The sequence below is a fragment of the Picosynechococcus sp. PCC 73109 genome (assembly GCF_001521855.1).
Taxonomy (GTDB): Bacteria; Cyanobacteriota; Cyanobacteriia; order Cyanobacteriales; family MRBY01; genus MRBY01.
The window spans coordinates 2,809,628-2,825,936 of record NZ_CP013998.1 but is presented as its reverse complement, the minus strand read 5'-3'; the positions used below and the strand labels follow the sequence as shown (position 1 = coordinate 2,825,936).

Annotated in this window: 13 protein-coding genes; 2 read left to right on the top strand and 11 right to left on the bottom strand. The window is 52.5% G+C overall.

Going from position 1 to position 16,309, the window contains the following annotated elements; all coding sequences use genetic code 11:
* Nucleotides 1–44 precede the first annotated feature (44 nt).
* Nucleotides 45–1,397, bottom strand: coding sequence for a UDP-N-acetylmuramoyl-tripeptide--D-alanyl-D-alanine ligase (murF, locus tag AWQ23_RS13410; RefSeq protein WP_198158665.1), 1,353 nt, complete (start codon nucleotides 1,395–1,397; stop codon nucleotides 45–47).
* Nucleotides 1,398–1,770: 373 nt separating this feature from the next.
* On the opposite strand from murF, the gene AWQ23_RS13405 reads away from it, so the two are divergent.
* Nucleotides 1,771–3,072, top strand: a complete 1,302-nt coding sequence (locus AWQ23_RS13405) for a hypothetical protein (RefSeq protein WP_062436157.1) — start codon at nucleotides 1,771–1,773, stop codon at nucleotides 3,070–3,072.
* Between the two features lie 12 nt (nucleotides 3,073–3,084).
* On the opposite strand, the gene AWQ23_RS13400 is transcribed toward AWQ23_RS13405, so the two are convergent.
* Together AWQ23_RS13400 and AWQ23_RS13395 are read right to left on the bottom strand one after the other, a co-directional pair.
* Entirely contained in the window at nucleotides 3,085–3,642 is a 558-nt protein-coding gene (locus AWQ23_RS13400) for a universal stress protein (protein WP_062436155.1), read from the bottom strand.
* 94 nt (nucleotides 3,643–3,736) lie between these two features.
* Complete coding sequence (locus tag AWQ23_RS13395) at nucleotides 3,737–5,455, bottom strand: ABC-ATPase domain-containing protein (protein WP_062436152.1); 1,719 nt, start codon at nucleotides 5,453–5,455, stop codon at nucleotides 3,737–3,739.
* A gap of 182 nt (nucleotides 5,456–5,637) precedes the next feature.
* Between AWQ23_RS13395 and AWQ23_RS13390 the strand changes: the two genes are divergently transcribed.
* The gene (locus AWQ23_RS13390; RefSeq protein WP_062436150.1) at nucleotides 5,638–6,090 is read left to right on the top strand and encodes an EVE domain-containing protein; all 453 of its coding nucleotides are present in this window, start codon (nucleotides 5,638–5,640) and stop codon (nucleotides 6,088–6,090) included.
* Between the two features lie 100 nt (nucleotides 6,091–6,190).
* On the opposite strand, the gene AWQ23_RS13385 is transcribed toward AWQ23_RS13390, so the two are convergent.
* The 8 genes from AWQ23_RS13385 to AWQ23_RS13350 all read right to left on the bottom strand — a co-directional run bounded on the left by AWQ23_RS13385 (nucleotide 6,191) and on the right by AWQ23_RS13350 (nucleotide 16,234).
* On the bottom strand, nucleotides 6,191–6,997 hold the full coding sequence (locus AWQ23_RS13385; RefSeq protein ID WP_157072236.1) for a hypothetical protein: 807 nt from the start codon (nucleotides 6,995–6,997) through the stop codon (nucleotides 6,191–6,193).
* A gap of 122 nt (nucleotides 6,998–7,119) precedes the next feature.
* Entirely contained in the window at nucleotides 7,120–8,280 is a 1,161-nt protein-coding gene (locus AWQ23_RS13380) for a TonB family protein (RefSeq protein WP_062436145.1), read from the bottom strand.
* A gap of 6 nt (nucleotides 8,281–8,286) precedes the next feature.
* Complete coding sequence (locus AWQ23_RS13375) at nucleotides 8,287–9,456, bottom strand: hypothetical protein (RefSeq protein ID WP_062436143.1); 1,170 nt, start codon at nucleotides 9,454–9,456, stop codon at nucleotides 8,287–8,289.
* A 40-nt stretch (nucleotides 9,457–9,496) separates the two neighbouring features.
* The gene (locus tag AWQ23_RS13370; protein WP_083500725.1) at nucleotides 9,497–12,820 is read right to left on the bottom strand and encodes a CHAT domain-containing protein; all 3,324 of its coding nucleotides are present in this window, start codon (nucleotides 12,818–12,820) and stop codon (nucleotides 9,497–9,499) included.
* The gene (locus tag AWQ23_RS13365) at nucleotides 12,786–13,790 is read right to left on the bottom strand and encodes a DUF1822 family protein (RefSeq protein ID WP_062436139.1); all 1,005 of its coding nucleotides are present in this window, start codon (nucleotides 13,788–13,790) and stop codon (nucleotides 12,786–12,788) included. The genes AWQ23_RS13370 and AWQ23_RS13365 overlap by 35 nt, the downstream gene beginning before the upstream one ends.
* Nucleotides 13,791–13,824: 34 nt before the next feature.
* Nucleotides 13,825–15,243, bottom strand: a complete 1,419-nt coding sequence (locus AWQ23_RS13360) for a hypothetical protein (protein WP_062436137.1) — start codon at nucleotides 15,241–15,243, stop codon at nucleotides 13,825–13,827.
* 107 nt (nucleotides 15,244–15,350) lie between these two features.
* Nucleotides 15,351–15,764, bottom strand: coding sequence for a hypothetical protein (locus AWQ23_RS13355; RefSeq protein WP_062436135.1), 414 nt, complete (start codon nucleotides 15,762–15,764; stop codon nucleotides 15,351–15,353).
* A 41-nt stretch (nucleotides 15,765–15,805) separates the two neighbouring features.
* Complete coding sequence (locus AWQ23_RS13350; RefSeq protein WP_030007391.1) at nucleotides 15,806–16,234, bottom strand: hypothetical protein; 429 nt, start codon at nucleotides 16,232–16,234, stop codon at nucleotides 15,806–15,808.
* Nucleotides 16,235–16,309 lie beyond the last annotated feature (75 nt).

The following is a 16,309-nucleotide window of genomic DNA, read 5'->3' as shown; positions in this document are numbered from 1 at the left end:
CGAACGGTAGAGGTCTGCAAAACCTCCCCCCTACGTTTAGGTCATTAGACAGAATAGGCCTGTTGGAGCGCTTCCACCACGCGACTGAGGCCCACGGAATTGGAGGCTTTAAACAAAAGGCGATCGCCGGGTTGCATAGTTGCCTGTAAATGCGCAATTAAGCTCCCGTGGTCGGGGAAACAAAGACTCGGCACCCCTGGGGCACCATCGGCGATCGCCTGGGCTTCGGGGTCATCCACCAACACATAGAGCTGATCGAGACCGAGGGCCTGGGCCTTTTCACCCACTTGAATATGGAGCGCTTCGGAAAATTCCCCCAGTTCTTTCATTGTCCCCAGCACGGCAATGTGGCGATCGCCGGGGGTCTGTTTCAGCAGATCAAGGGCCGCCAACATCGACTCTAGCCCCGCATTGTAGGTTTCATCTAACAGCACAATGTCATTGGGAAGCACAATGCGCTGCGATCGCCCTTTGGGCATGGCCAGGGAAATTTCCGTCGTTAAACCCTGCCAACCAAAACCCAGCACTTGCATCACCCCTAGGGCCGCCAGGTAATTGAGGGCATTGTGCTGACCCGCCAGGGGCACCGGAAATACTTGATCGGCCACTTTGACTTGATCCGGCGCGATGTATTCCCCGGTTAAATCCCCCTGGCTAAACCCATAGCTGAGGGTTTCCCCAGACCAAACCGTTGCCGCCGTCGCCATCAGTAACTCATTATCAGCGTTGAGCATCGCCACGCTGTCCTTGGGCATAAATTCGAGCAGTTCGCATTTGGCCTTGGCGATCGCCTCCCGTGATCCGAGGCGACCAATGTGGGCTGTCCCGACGTTGGTAATAATGCCGATCGTTGGCTGGGCAATTTCTGCGAGTCGGGCAATTTCCCCTGGCCCCCGCATCGCCATTTCAATCACAGCAAAATCATGGTCTGGGGTCAGGTTTAACAAGGTCTTGGGGACGCCGATTTCATTGTTAAAATTGGCCTCGGTTTTGAGCACTTTGCCCTGGGTGCCCAAAACTCCCGCAATCAGTTCCTTCGTGCTGGTTTTCCCGACAGAACCCGTAATCCCAATCACCGGAATATTGACCTGTTGCCGCCACCACGCCCCTAAATCTTGGTAGGCTCGGAGGGTATCGTTGACGATCCACTGGGGTAAATCCGTCTCTAGGGGCCGACTGGTAATGAGGGCGATCGCCCCGGCCTGGTATGCTTGGTCAACATAATCATGGCCATCAAATTTCTCGCCCATGAGGGCCACAAATACATTGCCCGGCTGTAAGTCTCTGGTGTCCGTCGAAACGCCGGTGGCGGGTTCAGGGGAAATCTGTTGGGGCGATCGCCGTAAATTTTCCCCCAAGATTGCCGTCAACTGAGACAACATCAACACAATCCCCATGACTTGAGTAACCCCACAACAAACTTTCCTAGGCAATCTTACGGGATTTTGGGTAGCCCTTCGTGATATTTATCACCATCGTGGCGGCGGCGATCGCCTACATTATAAAGAGATGCCCTGTGACAAAATTAGCAACCAAACCCCAGAAGCCTAGTAAAATCAGAGAAAATAGCCGCAGCAAAGCTCAACCCTCCCAAGACCCGTTTTTACAACCGTAGCCTTGATCTTTACCAAGAAAACACAAAAAGCCGCGCCTCTTCCCCTTAGTTGCCACTTAAGATAGAAAAAATCAGTCTCCCCTAAATCTAATAGCTCTCCTCTGTCGTCCCTCGCCTTGTAATCAGCCTATCCCTTACCCAGTTCCTCGATTAGCGTGACGAAAGTAACTCCCATCGCCTCTTATCTCCGGCAAACCAATTCCGCCGAACAAGAGCTATATGACTATTTGATGCACGCCGTCCAGAGCCATACCCCCGATGAGCTGCTCCAAGAATTCAAGCAATTTCTCCTTGAAGGACGTCAAGCGCCGACCCCCGAACTACACCAGGCCCTAATCACTATCCTCAAAACCCCTGGTGTCGAAGAAGATTTTAAATTCATTCTGAACCGCTGCTGTCACATCATTATCAACCGCTGGCAAATCCACCCCCAGCTCCAAAAATCGATCCCTCGGTTGGTTGAACTGTTTGACTCTATCCCGCCGCCGAGCCTTTCGACGCCCCGCCTGACGAAATTACATCGCCAATTAGTGGTGGACTTTAGTACCTCCGAACAATATCTCACCCTGCAACGTTTGGCGCGGGTGGTAGAAGACGACGACAGTAAAAAGAAATTTACCTGGAATGACCAAAGCGTTTCGGTGGGTCAGTTAATTCAACGCTATCCCTATCTGTATGAACACTGCCTGCTCAGTGAAGATAGCAGCTTTGAACACCAGCAGACCGTCCGTCAGGTGCAAGCGAGAATTCAGCGGGCCTTTGAGTTAGACCTTTCCAAATATGTCATGTATCAGGTGCGTTTGGCCCAACTGGCCCGCCGTAAGCATTCGATTCAGGATGCTAAACAAATGCTCCAGGGGGTGCAAAATCCCACCCTACTCACGGAGCGAGAGTTGGGAACTGCCCTGAAATATTTCGTGGGGAAACCGGAGCGGGGCCACAGCTACCGGGACTTGTCTCAATATTTTTTACGCCGGACGACGGAAATTCTCTCCTACGAAGACTTTAAACATGAGCTATTTAGCTACTTAATTTCTAGCGTCGATCAAAAGTATGGCAAGTTGCAGTTTAACCAGAGGCTCTACCAAAAGCTGCAAACCATGTTGCCGAACTACGATCACCAAAAACCCAATGAGTTGTTGATGATGCGCACGGCCAGTCAACTGCTCAATTATCTCATTGTGGAAAGTCCCCAGCGGCCAGAGCATTACGTTTTTGTAGATATGATCACGAACCTTGGCCCGACGGTGACGGTGGCATTGCTCCTGAAGTTGGTTTTGATGTGCGGTAAGGCGAAACCCCACCTCGAAAGGCGCTTTTCAATTCTCTTCAGCCACTACGAATCCCAATCCCAAGAGGGGGTACCTTGGCTGATCAAATCCTTAGAAAACCTCCACATTGCCCTCAGTGTGCATTTTGGTGATGCAGATGTGTCGTTTCTCAAGCAAATTATGTAAAGGGATTTACGATTACTTGCGGTGTTTAGGGGATTTTTCCGGAGTTTGGGGATGTTGGACGACCAAAACGGAACAGGGTGCATGGTGGAGTACGTAGCTGCTGACACTCCCTAAAAAGACTTCCCCTAGGCCCGTTAAACCCCGGCGTCCGAGGATAATTAGGTCGGCTTGTTGGTTTTTGGCGATCGCACAAATGGTTTCGCTGGGATCACCAATTTGTTGGTGGATGGTGGTTGGGATTTTTTTGTGGCGGGCTTGGTGAGCGAGGCTTTGGAGCCAATGATCGACATTGGTGAGGTGCTGCTGGAATTGTTCTTCTTGGAGGGCGATCGCCGTTGAATCGATCATGCCTCCGTAGGCCGCGAGGGAGCCGATTTCGGGCATCGCCACGGGTTGGGGCTGGACGCAGTGAAAAATGGTGAGGGCCGCTTGGAATTTTTCGGCGAAATTGAGGGCCTGGGCAAAGATGCTGGGATCTTCGGTGCGATAGTCGAGGGCCACGAGAATTTTTTGAATCGCCGTCGTCTGTGGCCCAGGGGTAGTGGTTTGGGCAGATGGGGTCGGTAACATAGCAGCGTCCTCCGACAGTGACAACAAGAGCAGTGCCTTTCTACTTCCAGTGTGTCATTCCATCGGGGAAATCCCAGGGCTTTGAGAGAAAAATTTATGTTGTCACCGGGGGGACAATGGCTAGCGATCGCAGACGGTTGAGGGCCGCCACCAGTTCAAATTTGCGAAAATAGCTCAAATCGGCCTGGGGATATTCACTAAGAATATCAAGTCCTTCTGCTTCGATGTCGCCTAAAACCCGGTTCAACATTTCTGTAAGGGTGAGGTTATCTTGGCCATACCGATCACGACCGTAGAGAATACCAAGGGCGATCGCCCGCAGTTGGGTCGTTTCAACCAACTGTTCCACGGCACTGAGGTCAATATCTTCGGTACCAAACCCAAGGCGACTGGTATCGCGCACTTTAATGGTGACGGCCCGTTTTCCCCGACTGGCATCAATGCTCTCGGCAGCAGGAACACGGGGGGTAATGGTGCCAAATTGTGTACCCCCTTCTAGGCGTCTTTCGGTTTTGTGGTTGGCGGCAATGTGTTTAGCGGTGGCGGTGACATCCTGGGGTTGAAAATTATCCATGGCAATCACCGTATCAGCCACATCAAAATAATCGCCACTGCCCCCCATCACGAGAATCGTTGAAACCCCATGATCTTGGTAGAGTTGGCGCACCTTATCCACAAAGGGCGTGATTGGCTCTTTGTCCTTGTGGATGAGCTGTTGCATGCGGCGATCGCGGATCATGAAGTTCGTGGCGGATGTGTCTTCGTCTAGCAGTAAAGCCGTTGCTCCCACTTCTAATGCTTCGATAATGTTGGTGGCCTGGGAGGTACTACCACTGGCATTATTGCTCGAAAAAGTCTGGGTCGATTGGCCCTGGGGCAATTGGTTAATGAACGGTGAAATATCGACACTGGCGATGCTGCGTCCGTCCTCGGCCCGAATTTTTACAGCGTTAGCATCGGTGATCACCCATTCCCGCCCGTCCCCCGGCAGATGGTTATACACGCCTAATTCAATTCCTTTGAGCAGGGTTGATTTACCATGGTAGCCGCCCCCAACGATGAGGGTAATGCCCTGTTTGATCCCCATCCCTGTGATTGGGCCATGGTTTGGGCAGTCAAAGCTCACCGCAAGTTCTGGGGGACTCTGGAAGGGAATTACATTTTCCGTTAAAGGATGGGCATCGACACCGCTCTGTCTGGGTAAAATCGCGCCATTGGCAATGAAGGTGACAAGACCTCGTTTGGGGAGTTCACTGCGGATCCAGTCGGCATCTTCGCTGGTTTCGACGTGGGTTTTTAGGGCTGCGGCGTTGAGATTCTGGAAAAGCAAGGACTTTTGCACAATCTGGGGTAGGTCGTAGCACAGCATTTCCTCTGCTTGGCGACCCAAAATCGACCGTCCCTTAGCGGGTAAGCCCACCCAAAAACGTACTTCCAAGTCTTGGTCATCAATAAATACAGCAGTGCGTTCTAATATTTCCTGGGCAGGTTCTACCCCTTGGATCAAGCCGCTTTTGCCTGTCCCCCGAAAGCCACTAAAGTCTTTGGCCACTTGATAAAACTGCCTGGTGAGGTAATCCCGTAGGGCGATCTCGCGACTGAGACTGTTGTAGAGGGCTGGGGGAAACTGGGCGATCGCCTGGGGGACAATCACACTGCACTGGGTCGGAGCGGCAAAGGGATCTCCCTGGACGTAATCAATGATCAGTGTGAAGTCTGGGAAGTTGTACTCCCCTTTTATCTGCTTGTAGGCCTTATATCCCCGGCTATCAAGTGCAAACAGGAGCGCGGAAAGATCGGCTTGGCTTTTCATAGATCAACTGGCAAACGCACTAAAATCAAGTGGCTGAGAAACGGATGATGTGCTCTCCAGATTACACTTTAGGGCCGATGCAACCCAAATTTTCACCCTAGAAATTGTCCTTCTGCCTGACCAAAACACGCTACAGTAAACGTGATTCTTGCTATTGTTTTTTCCGTGTCATCACTGCATCCATGCGCTATTGGTTAATCAAATCAGAACCCAGTGAATATAGTTTGGCGGATTTGGCTGCCGATGGGACAGAACTCTGGGATGGGGTGCGGAACTATCAAGCGCGGAATTTTTTACAGCAAATGGAAAAAGGCGATCGCCTCTTTTTTTACCACTCCAACACCAAACCCCCCGGCATCGTCGGCCTTGCTAGCGTCACCCAAGCGAATCTGGTTGATCCGAGCCAATTTAACCCGGAAAGTAAATATTTTGACCCCAAGGCGACCCCAGAAAAACCTCGCTGGTACACCGTCGAAGTGGGCTACCAAGAAACCTTTGCCGAGATCATCACCCTGGATCAACTCAAGGCCAGCTTTACCCCCGAAGAATTTGCCGTGGTGCGGCGGGGTAATCGTCTTTCTGTGATGCCTGTTCCTGAAACCGTTGCTGAACGACTCCTGGCGATGGTGTCTTAGATAAAGCTTGTTTGTGACCATAGAAAAAGGTAAAAGGTGATTCCCAAACCCTTTACCCGTTAAAACTTTAAATTTTGCCTTGCTGGAAGTGATACCAGAGTTAATTCTGGGCTTGGACTTGCAGGAGGTGGACAGAGCCAGCCGGAATTTCGACGATCCGGAGGTCATCAGGGGAACCCATGCCGGAGAGAATCCCTACCGCCGCGCCGAGAAAGCCAAACTGTTGTTGGGTACCAATACTTGTGCCAGCAGCCCCAGCCAAAGAGGTGGTGAGATTTCCCCAAACGGCACTGTTTTGCTTGGCCATTTCTTGGGCGGTGCGCTGGGTGACGGTGCGGCCAGGAATCATCGTGCTGCTTTGGGCCTGGATGTTCACCACTTGGCCATTGACAATAATCGAATCAGCAACGAGAATTGCGCCATCTTTATGGGGTTTAACCCGTAGGGTAATGGGGGTATTCGCTGGGGCAAGCAGTTCTCCCGATGCACTCCGGAGATCTTGGAATAACGGCAGGGTCAAAGGATAGTCATCTTTTTGGCCGACATCGACAACGACAGCACTGGGAAAGTTCACCAAAATGGCACTGGCGGGGCTGAGTTTTGCCATCAGGGAAGTGGGGGCAGCGGGAGTGACGGAAGTCGTCGGCGTAGGTGAGTGATGATTCGGGAAAGAGTTAATCGGTGCTGCGGCAACGGTTTGGGTAGTGGTATCGGTGCTGCCAGTGCGGGCTTCGAGACCAGCAAGGCGGGCTTTGAGTTGTTGCAATTGGACTTCAAAGGAAGGCTCGGCGATCGCCCCTTGGGGGTTGGCAAAGGCGGGGGCTGGGGTGCCCATCACCAAAAGGGACAGAAAGGGAATCGTCGCAGACTTGAGGAGGCGTTGGTAGAGAGAGGATTGAAACAACATGGCAGGTTCTTCCAGTAAAAATAGCGGCTTCGAGGGGTGCGGGAGAATCATCACCTTGGCTCGATGCTGGGTAGTAGTTACTGGCTTGGGGAACTGATGCAGTTTTTTAGGATCAACAGCCTCTATTGATAACGGACGGTGAAGTTGTTATCGACGGGCAAAGCTTCGTAGGGATAGCAACTAGGGAACGGCTCGAATCGCTGTTCGAGGGTACGCACATGGCTTAGGGCCGCCTGATCAATAATGTTGGCACCGCTGGACTGGGCCACCTGGAGATTTTGGACGCGACCATCTTTCGTGAGGAGATAGTTAACTTCGGTGCGCCAGACCCCTGGGGACGGGGGGTAGGGGGGCCGCCAGGTATTGCCCATGGTGGCTTTGAGGTTGGCTAGATAAAAATCTACCTCAGCTTGACAGGCTAAACTCAGGTCGGTCATGTCCGGGGTATCGGTGGCGGCCGTATTTTGATTGAGATCCCGAAACGCGATCAGGTGGTTGTTGATGTCCTGGGAAACGGGAGCCGGTAACTGGGACTCGCGCCAGATCTCAGGGTTTAAAAATTCCTGTAAATCTGGGGAATTGGCGATCGCCTCGGTGGGGTTAAAAGGCTCCACTTGATCTTGACCGTCACCCAAATTGAAATAACGCTCACCACTACGGAGCCGCAAACCCTCTGGATATTGGGCTGAAATAATCAAAATTTCCCCTTGGAGCGTTTCAATGGCCTGGAGATTATCGTCAACAACAGCCCTGAGCAAAATTGGGTCAGTTCCCAGGGGTTGAATGGTGAGGGAGGCTTCCTTGCTCTCCGAAGAATCCTGGGATAGTTGTTTGCTGGCAGCACCGGATTTCTGCTGTTGTTTAGGGGCCGCTGAACTCCGTCCTGGACTGAGATGGACACCATATTTACAGCCGCGATTGTTCCCCTGACGCCAACTGAGGGTCACTTTGCCGCCGACAATGACACAGGGAAAGCGGTACTCCGTTTGTTGTTGGTCTGGCCCCGCCTGTAACAGGAGGCCATCGTAACTTTGGCCACCGCCCACGAACGCAAGGCGCGCTAGGGAACGGTTATTGCCGGGGACAATCAAGGCTTGACTTTGGTTGGTCAGACGATTGCCCACGCGGGCTGGGTTGGGGCGTTGGTTGCCATTTTGGAGTAAGAGGCGATCGCCCTGGAGAGAAGCAATTTGACTGGCATTGGGGGTGCTGGCCTGGAGGAAGGGGGTAAAACCCAAAAGCCCCAGAAGCGCAACATTCAATAACGTAATGGGCTTAAACATAGTTTTTTAGTAGAACGAAGGACTATCGGGATAAATTTCCGGGGATGAATTTGGATTTTCGGGGGGGAGATCGTTGGGATTGTTTTCAGGTTCGGGATCAGTCGGTAAATCCGGTAAGGCAAACTGACACCGCTCAAACTCACGGATAAAGTCCCCGGCCCGTTGCTGGAGTCGCGCCAGTTGTGGCCCCTCAGGAGCATTAACATCGTTTAGCCAACTGGCCTCCGGTTGCGCCAAAAAGGCATAGGGGTTGTTGGTAAAGTCCCAAGCCCCCGGCGCGATTGTTTGGGCTTCCTGGAGAAAACTTTGGAGAGCGGTGAAGTAGTTTTCGCAGAAACCGCCATTATTTGTCCCAGCGGTATTTCCGGTCGGCGGTTGCTGGACGGGGGGACGGATCGGCCAGCCGGAGTCGGGGGTAGTCGGAGCATTGGCCAGGGTTTCTTCTTGGGGAAGCCAACTACTGGGGGCGAGAAATTCTTGCAATTCGGGGGAATTGAGAATGGCCGTCGCATTAATCGGTTCCACCTGGGGGCTGGCGTTAGGGTTCGTCCCATCGAGGCTGTAGCGTTGGCCGGGCTGGAGCGTAAACCCCCTGGGATGGGCCGCCGAAGTGAGGGTAATTTCGCCAACTAGGGCATCAACAATCTGGCGATCGCCTAGGGTGCGGGCCTGGAGGATCACTTCATTGCTGTCCTTGGGCTGGATGACGATCCCTTCGATAACCTTTGTCGTCGCCTTCTCTTTTTCTGTTTGTTTCAAGCTTTTTTGATTGCTGCGGTTGGGGCTGAGATAAATCCCTTCTTCACAACCGCGATTATTGCCCTGACGCCAACTGAGGGTGACTTTACCCCGACTGACGACACAGGGAAATTGATAATGGGTTTGCTGGAGATCGGGGCCAGCTTGCACCGCTAAACCAGCATAATTTTGGCCGCCCCCCACAAAGGACAACCGCGCCAGGGAGTAGTTATTGCCGGGGACAAGGAGAGTTTGACTACGATTTTCGAGGCGATCGCCGATCCGGGCAAAGCTGGGCCGTTGATTCCCCCGTTGGATCATTAAGTAATTGCCCCGCACGGAAACAATTTGGCTGGCTTGGGGCAAGGTCGCCACGGCCAAGGACGTAAAACCGAGGCAACAAAGGCTACTCAAGAGGGCAATTTTCGGGGGCTTCACGGTATTTTTCCTCAATGGTTTGGCTAAATAATGCGTCAAATTATTCATAGGGATCAGCGGATTCTGGGGCCACTTGGCAAGCTTTCAGTTGCGTGGCGATCGCCTCGTAATCCCCCACAAAAATCGTTTCTGTCAATGTTCTGCCTTGGAGGGGCGCACAGGTCGGGGCGGCATAAAAGGAGCGATCGCCGTAGAAACCACATTGTTGATCGGTGTGGTCACGCCAGAGGGCTTCAAGGTCTTGGAGAAGCTGACAGGGGAGTTGCTGGGCTTCCGTCGGGTTATTGATTTCCCCGTCCTGGTTGAGGTCAGCGTTTGTTCCCTGGGGACGTAAAAGGAGGCCATAAGTTTCCCGTAATGCCCCAGGGGTATATTGATCTTCATAATCCAAAAGGTTGGTTTCGGGCTTGAGGCTGCCAAATTCTCCCTGGGCGAGGGCGGTTTCGAGGGTGGGCAATTTTTGCTGTTGGATCAGCGCAACCAATTGTTGTTCTGTTTGGCTGGCAAGGCTTTGTAATTCCTGCTGTTGGGCCGCCGCTAAATCAGGTCGCGCCTGGAGTTTGGTGATCTCCTGCAAAATTTTCTGGTAATAGGCGATCGCCAAATCAAAGTCCCCTGTTTGTTGCCGCCGTTGGGCAATGGTCAGGAACCGGGGTAAATCCCGGAGGAGGGTCGGAGTTGTGGCCGAGCTATTAATCGAAACTGTCTCGATAATTTTGAGCGATCGTTGGCGTTCCCACCAAGTCCAGCCCCCTGCCAAACTCAGCAATACCAAAGCGGCAGAAGAAAGTACTGCCAGTTTTTGGGCGCCCCGGCGAATTTTCCGTTCCTGGTCGAGTTCCCGTTGTTGCCGTAGGGCGATCGCCGTTTCCTCTTGGGTACGTAAATCCAGACCCAAGTTGATAAAAAACCGTTGGGCATCACTGAGGCGATCGGGACTTTTATCCAGCCAAAACTCTGCCTCCACCAAGGGCGCTTGTCGCAACAGATAACCGTCGCTGTTGTTGTGGCTTTCCCATTGCTCAATGGCGTTATTTAAACGGGTTTGCCACCGCAGGAAATCAGCATTGTCGGCAATCCAACCCTGGAGACGTTGCCAGTGACGAATTAACGCTTCATGGACAATTTCGACGGTTTCAGTATTGCGGATCGGGTCGCGGTTCGTCGTCAACAGCCGTTCTGAAGCTAATTGCAACGCGAGAGGCCAGGCTTTAACTTCTGTTTGCGGCAGAATCCGTCGGGTAGCTTCGGCTCCTTCCCGCACTTGGATCAGTTGCAAAAAGAGGGCTTGCACCTGGGGCCGCTGGTCAGCGGAGAGTTTTCCATAAACCTGTTCGGCATAGTCCCGGAGCGCGGCGGTAATTCCCCCCAAATTTTCGTAGGCGGTATGGGTAAGCCAACCTTTCTCTTGGTGGGGCCACAGTTGGGTCAGGGCAAATTCAAGGAGGGGTAAATTCCCCACCTGGTCTTGTACTTCTGTGATTATTTTTTCCACTAAACCCGGCTCAAACCTTACTCCCATCAGGGCTGCGGGTTGGGCGATCGCCGCCTGGAGATCCGCACGGGAAAGGGGTAGCAGAAATTCTGGTTCATGGCGTTGCCAGAGTTTCCCCAGGCCGGGATGTTCTAGCACTGGCCCAACACAATCGGCCCGCAGAGTAAGCAGCACCACAAACTGGGGCGCTTCTTGGATGGCTGCCACCAACAGATCTAAAAATTGCCGCTGTGCCTCTGGGTGATTAAGGGTAAAAAGTTCCTCGAATTGATCGATGATCAACAGTCGGCGGGCTTGCCTCGGTTGGGTTTGCTGAATTTGTCCTAACGCTGTCCCTAAACTTTGAGTATCCCCTCGGAAGGATTGCAACAATTTTGTTTCTGAAATATCGGGCTGCCACATTGCCACGGCATGGGCCAACCTTGCTACGGGATCATTTTCGGGACGCATTACCTGGATCGCCCAGTTGTACCTAGCATCCTGTCGCAACTGGGGCACAATGCCCGCAAACACCAGGGACGATTTCCCACTACCGGACGCCCCCACCAACGGTAACAGCGGTTGGCTTTGGAGCCGTTCTACCAACTTTTCTCGCAAACTTTCCCGCCCGAAATAAACTGCCGCATCCTGTTCCTGGAAGGTATTTAAACCGCGATAGGGACAGGGGGGCAAACCACCGAGTTGCAACCAAGTGGGGGGCAATAAAGCGCTATTTTGGCAAATGATTGGTAGCCAAGCCGCCCCAGGATAATCATTTTCTAGGCCTTGTAGTTGACGTCGAGCCTGTTTCACTGCTTGATAAAGGGGCAGTTGGGCGATCGCATAACCTTCGAGAAAACGTTGAAAAAAGTCCTGGGCGACTCGATTCGGTACCGGTTCGCGCATCACAATGGTCACGGGAATCTGGAGATTACCTAAACTATTCGCCAAACCCAACCCGTCACAGGAGTTAAAAATCGCCAACTGCAACCCCCGTTCCAAAGCTGTGCGCAGGCCTTCCTGCAAATGCTCCAGGGTCAAGCTGCGGTGTTCTGGCCCGTCGTGGAGATAGAGGCGGCCCGTTTGTTGTTCTGTCTGGCTGTGGCCCGCGAAAAATAAAATATCCCAACCCTGGTCATCCCAGAGGGCCGCATCAAATTCTTGGCGGGTGGGCTGCGTTAAAAATTGCACCTCCGCATCGGGAATTTCAGAGAGTTGTTGTTGTTCCGCCGTCAGATCGATGCCCTGGCTACTACCGAGGATCGCCAAAATGCGTACCTGTTGCCGTTTTTTCTGGGGGGTGATTTCTTTTAAACGATAAAACTGGGGCTGACTGAGGGCCACTTCCGCCAGGGGATAATCCACCAAAAATTGCCAACCCTGCCAGGGCAAATGATGCAGGTGCGGGTCATCTGTCTGCAAAATTAACCGCAGGGGCGTCTCTGGGGAAAGATGCGATCGCAATGCCTGGACAATGGGCGTAAATCCGGGGCTGAGGAGCCATTCATTCAGTTGCCGTTGGAGCCGCTGGGACAAGTCTTCAAAGCTGACCTGGGACACATGGGTAACGGCGTCTTCTTCGATCTCAAAATCATCGTCATCATCGTCAAAACTGCGTATTCCCTCGGCCTGTCGCTGTCGTCCCAATTGCAGCCGTTGGGCGAGGGCGAGATAAACCGTTTGCCACTGCTGCAGACTATTGAGCAGGTCTGGGAAAGCGGGCAGTTGCCCAACAAATTGCTGGGGTAAAGGGACATCCATCTCCCAAATCTGGGCCGTAATTGTCGGAAACCCTTCGGTGAGGCTCCCCCGACCAAAGGCCAGGGAAATGGTGACGCTAGCATCACTGAGCCAATTAAATTTCAAAGGTTTCGTTGACGGTGCAACCATCGCCGCTTACCTCCACTTGAAATACTTTACCGGGAACACCCTTGAAGGGTTTGAGTTGGATGTAGCTGTCCTGTTGCCGACTGGTGATCGTTTGCAGCACTTTGCCGGACTTAGATTTGAGGGAAATACTTAAATCCGCTGGGAGATACTCTGCCTCAAAGGGGAGGAGTCGCGCCTGGATGCGAACTTTATCGTCTTCGTCGGTGGGAGCGAGGGTGACGAGGAGAACCACCTGTTCATTGCCCAGGCTCAAACCAAGATCGAGGAGTTTACCAGCTTGGATATCTTCGCTGAGGTTACGGGTGGCAAAGGCGAGCTGGGCTTCAGGCAGCATCAACTGATCGAGGGCCTGCCAACCTTGATCGAGGACATTATCAAACCAGTTGCCGAGTTTCGTGATCGTTTCTGTAACCTGGGTTCTGAGTTCTGCCAGGGCATTCACGGGGAGGGGAATAGCGGCCGGGGAAAGGTAACGGCAGTCGGCGAGGAAATGATTCAGTTCGGCATCGAAGTGGTCGAGGCTGAAGCAATAATGGCCATCCCGTTTGGGGGCAGTTTGTAGGCGATCGCCCCGACTAATTCCTCGTAAAATGACGGTTTCTGCTTCTTCATCTACTTCGACAATGCCGTAGAAATGGGCGGCGAGTTCCGGTTGTTCAAGATATTCCTGGGGCCAGAGCACCTGTTCGTCGAGGTAGTCACTCTGGGCCAAAAGACAAACTTTAAAACCTCCTACGGTCACATAGGCCACCTGGGGCAGATGGGTCAGATCCCGTTGGCGACGTTTTTCTGGGAGGCGATCGCCAAGCCAATTTTCAAAGGCCACTAACCCCAGCCCGTTTAGATAGGCTTGCCACTGGTCAGCTTCTGGCAAATTTCCAGCAGGCCAGGTTTGGACAAGGGCATAGTCAAGCTCGCTGAGGGTAATTTCTTCGGGGATGAGTAGGCGGAATTCAGATTGGGTGAACATTTTGGGGCTCCTCGGCGTCAAGCAAGATTAGGGGTTAGTTCGGGGTGGCATTCGTTAAGTAATGCTTTAGTTTTTGGGCGTAGGCACTGTCGAAGCGACGGTTCTTGCCACTGCGGATTTCGGCGGCGGCCTCCGTAAACAGTTCTTGGTCTACAAATTGTTCTAGTTGCTGGCAAAGGGAACTTAGGTAGTTTGGGTCGGGTTCCGGGCCAGTGAGTCCCTTTTGGCGAGCGAGATCGAGGAGTTTGGCGAGCAATTTTTCCGTGGTTTGGCGGCGCACTTGATTCAGCAGATCGCCGGGGTTGAGGATGCGGCGGGCTTGATCCCAGCTACTCATGCCCAGTTGAGGAGCAATTTCGGCGAGGGATTGGGCCTCGATGTAATAGAGGGAAAGACCTTGCAAATAATGATCAGCAAAAGGTTTGTAGCGTTTGCTCTTGGCGAGTTTTTGTTGTTTTTGTTTGAGGTTGTCCTGGAGGCTCTCGTCAAAGGCGATCGCCAATTGGTCATGCAAAAATTGGATTAGCTCCCGTTGTTCGAGATTCCCTTCATCGAGGCTTTCGTGGGGGAGATCCCGCCGGGGAGCATAGTCACCACTGTCGGCGTCGTAGGTTTCTAAACTTTCCCGCGATCGCCAAATATCGTACTGCCGCAACTGTTCCGCAAGGCGATGCAAATCCCCCAGGAGTAACTTCGGGGCGCGACTCGGATAACCCTGGTCAACGCAGTAGGCATCCATTTCCAAAAGTTGTGCTTCCGTTGGCGTTTGGCATTTGGTGCGTTGTTTCGTCTGTTGGCGGCGATCGCGACGATACACCCCATGGAAAGCCTTCAGCAGACATTGATCCGCAGGCGCTAACTGCTCAAACTGACTTTTGCGGGCGCGGTTTAACAAGGCCCAATCCGTGAGGTGCTGAAACCCAAATTCCGCTAAAAAAGCCCGAATCTCTGGATGTTGTTTCGTTTTCAAAAAAGCCCAATTTTTCAAACTGAGTTTATTTTCCCGTTGAGCCCCATAGGAGCGGAGAATTTCCACCGCAAAAATCTGAAACTGACAGGGGCTAAGTTGGGCCGCTTCGTTGAGTTGGACTTGATTGCTGTCCGTGGCCTCATCGATCAAAATTAACCTCTGGCCGTCGTCGTGGAGCACCAGAGGCAAAAGGTCTTGGTAAGAAAAATTCTGTTGGGCACTAAATAAACTCGCGAGGCGTTGGCAACTTTGGAGAATCGGTTGGGAGACGTAACACCGTAAACATAGCCCTGCTAAAGCCTGATAATATGATTCCCCTTGGTTGCCTTGAAAGACCTGGAGGAGCTGCTCTGGTAAAGTGTTAGCCGAAAAAGTTGTGGTCTCTAACCAAGTTTGGGCGGTCGGGAGCGGTGCCCAGTGGTATCCTTGGCGATGCTGGAGACTGATGCGGTATAGATGCCAGTACTGCTTCGGATAACTCATGATCTCCCCTTGGGTTCCCCATTCAAGCAAAAATGCATAGCGGTGTTTTTGTAAGTATCATTATCCTGTCGCTATACATCTTAATTGAGCTTTTTCTTAACAACCGGTTACCAAGCCAACATATTCCCCAAAAGACCTTGGCGCAAATTGGAGTCATTCACATAGCGCACGTTTTCTAGCTGTTGGTAGGTGGCATAACGGTGGGCTTCTGCTTGAATAACGGCAGAGCAATCCTTGGCACTCATGGAACCGATGGTTTGCATGCCCCAACCGGTATTTTGGGCATCGATATGCTGGGTTGTGGTATTGTCCGGGGTGCTGGTGCTATCGGTCACTGTGGCCTCGTTATGGAAACTGTTCACCTGGGTCATGTCTTCCATTTCCTGGGTATTACAGAATTCTTTGGCCTCTTCTACGCTTAGCCAGGGTTGATAGTCGTCGGCGATCGCCCCAGGAACAAAACTAAGGGGCAGTAACATTGTTAAACCAAAAACAGCGAGCTTGTGAGTTGTGTTAAACATGGTTGGTTTCTCCGGGGGCGAGTAAAAAGTAGGTGGTCGATTTAAGGGCTAAGGGGTAATCCCAGGGACTCCATGAAATTTGGATCATGGGCGGGACTATAGATATCAATGGGAACACTAATTTGGGTGCCAATGGTTGGACTTTGGATGCCGTAGGGAGCCAGGGGACTCGCGCCATTGCCATCAACAAAGTGACTACTGGTGCGTTGTTGGGTGGCGTTACCAGAGCCGACATAAAGCTGGCTGCTCGTGTTGGTCGTGGTATTGCCCCAGCAGGGTTGGTTGCCCGTACCCATAAAGACTTGGTTACTTTGGTTAGCGGGAGTTGGAGAACCGTGGATTGCCACTTGGAGGGACACATCGGTCATCACACAGGCGGCCTGGGCGGGCATCCCGATAGAAGTCACGGGTACAAGTAAGGAAGGGGTAAAGATAATCCAGAAGGGGGAACCAGCAAAGAGAATTTTCATTGATTTGGCCTCGGTGAAGGGAACAGGGGAAAAACAGGGCAGTTGTGAACGGAGAGTTGGGTTAAACCACTGCCC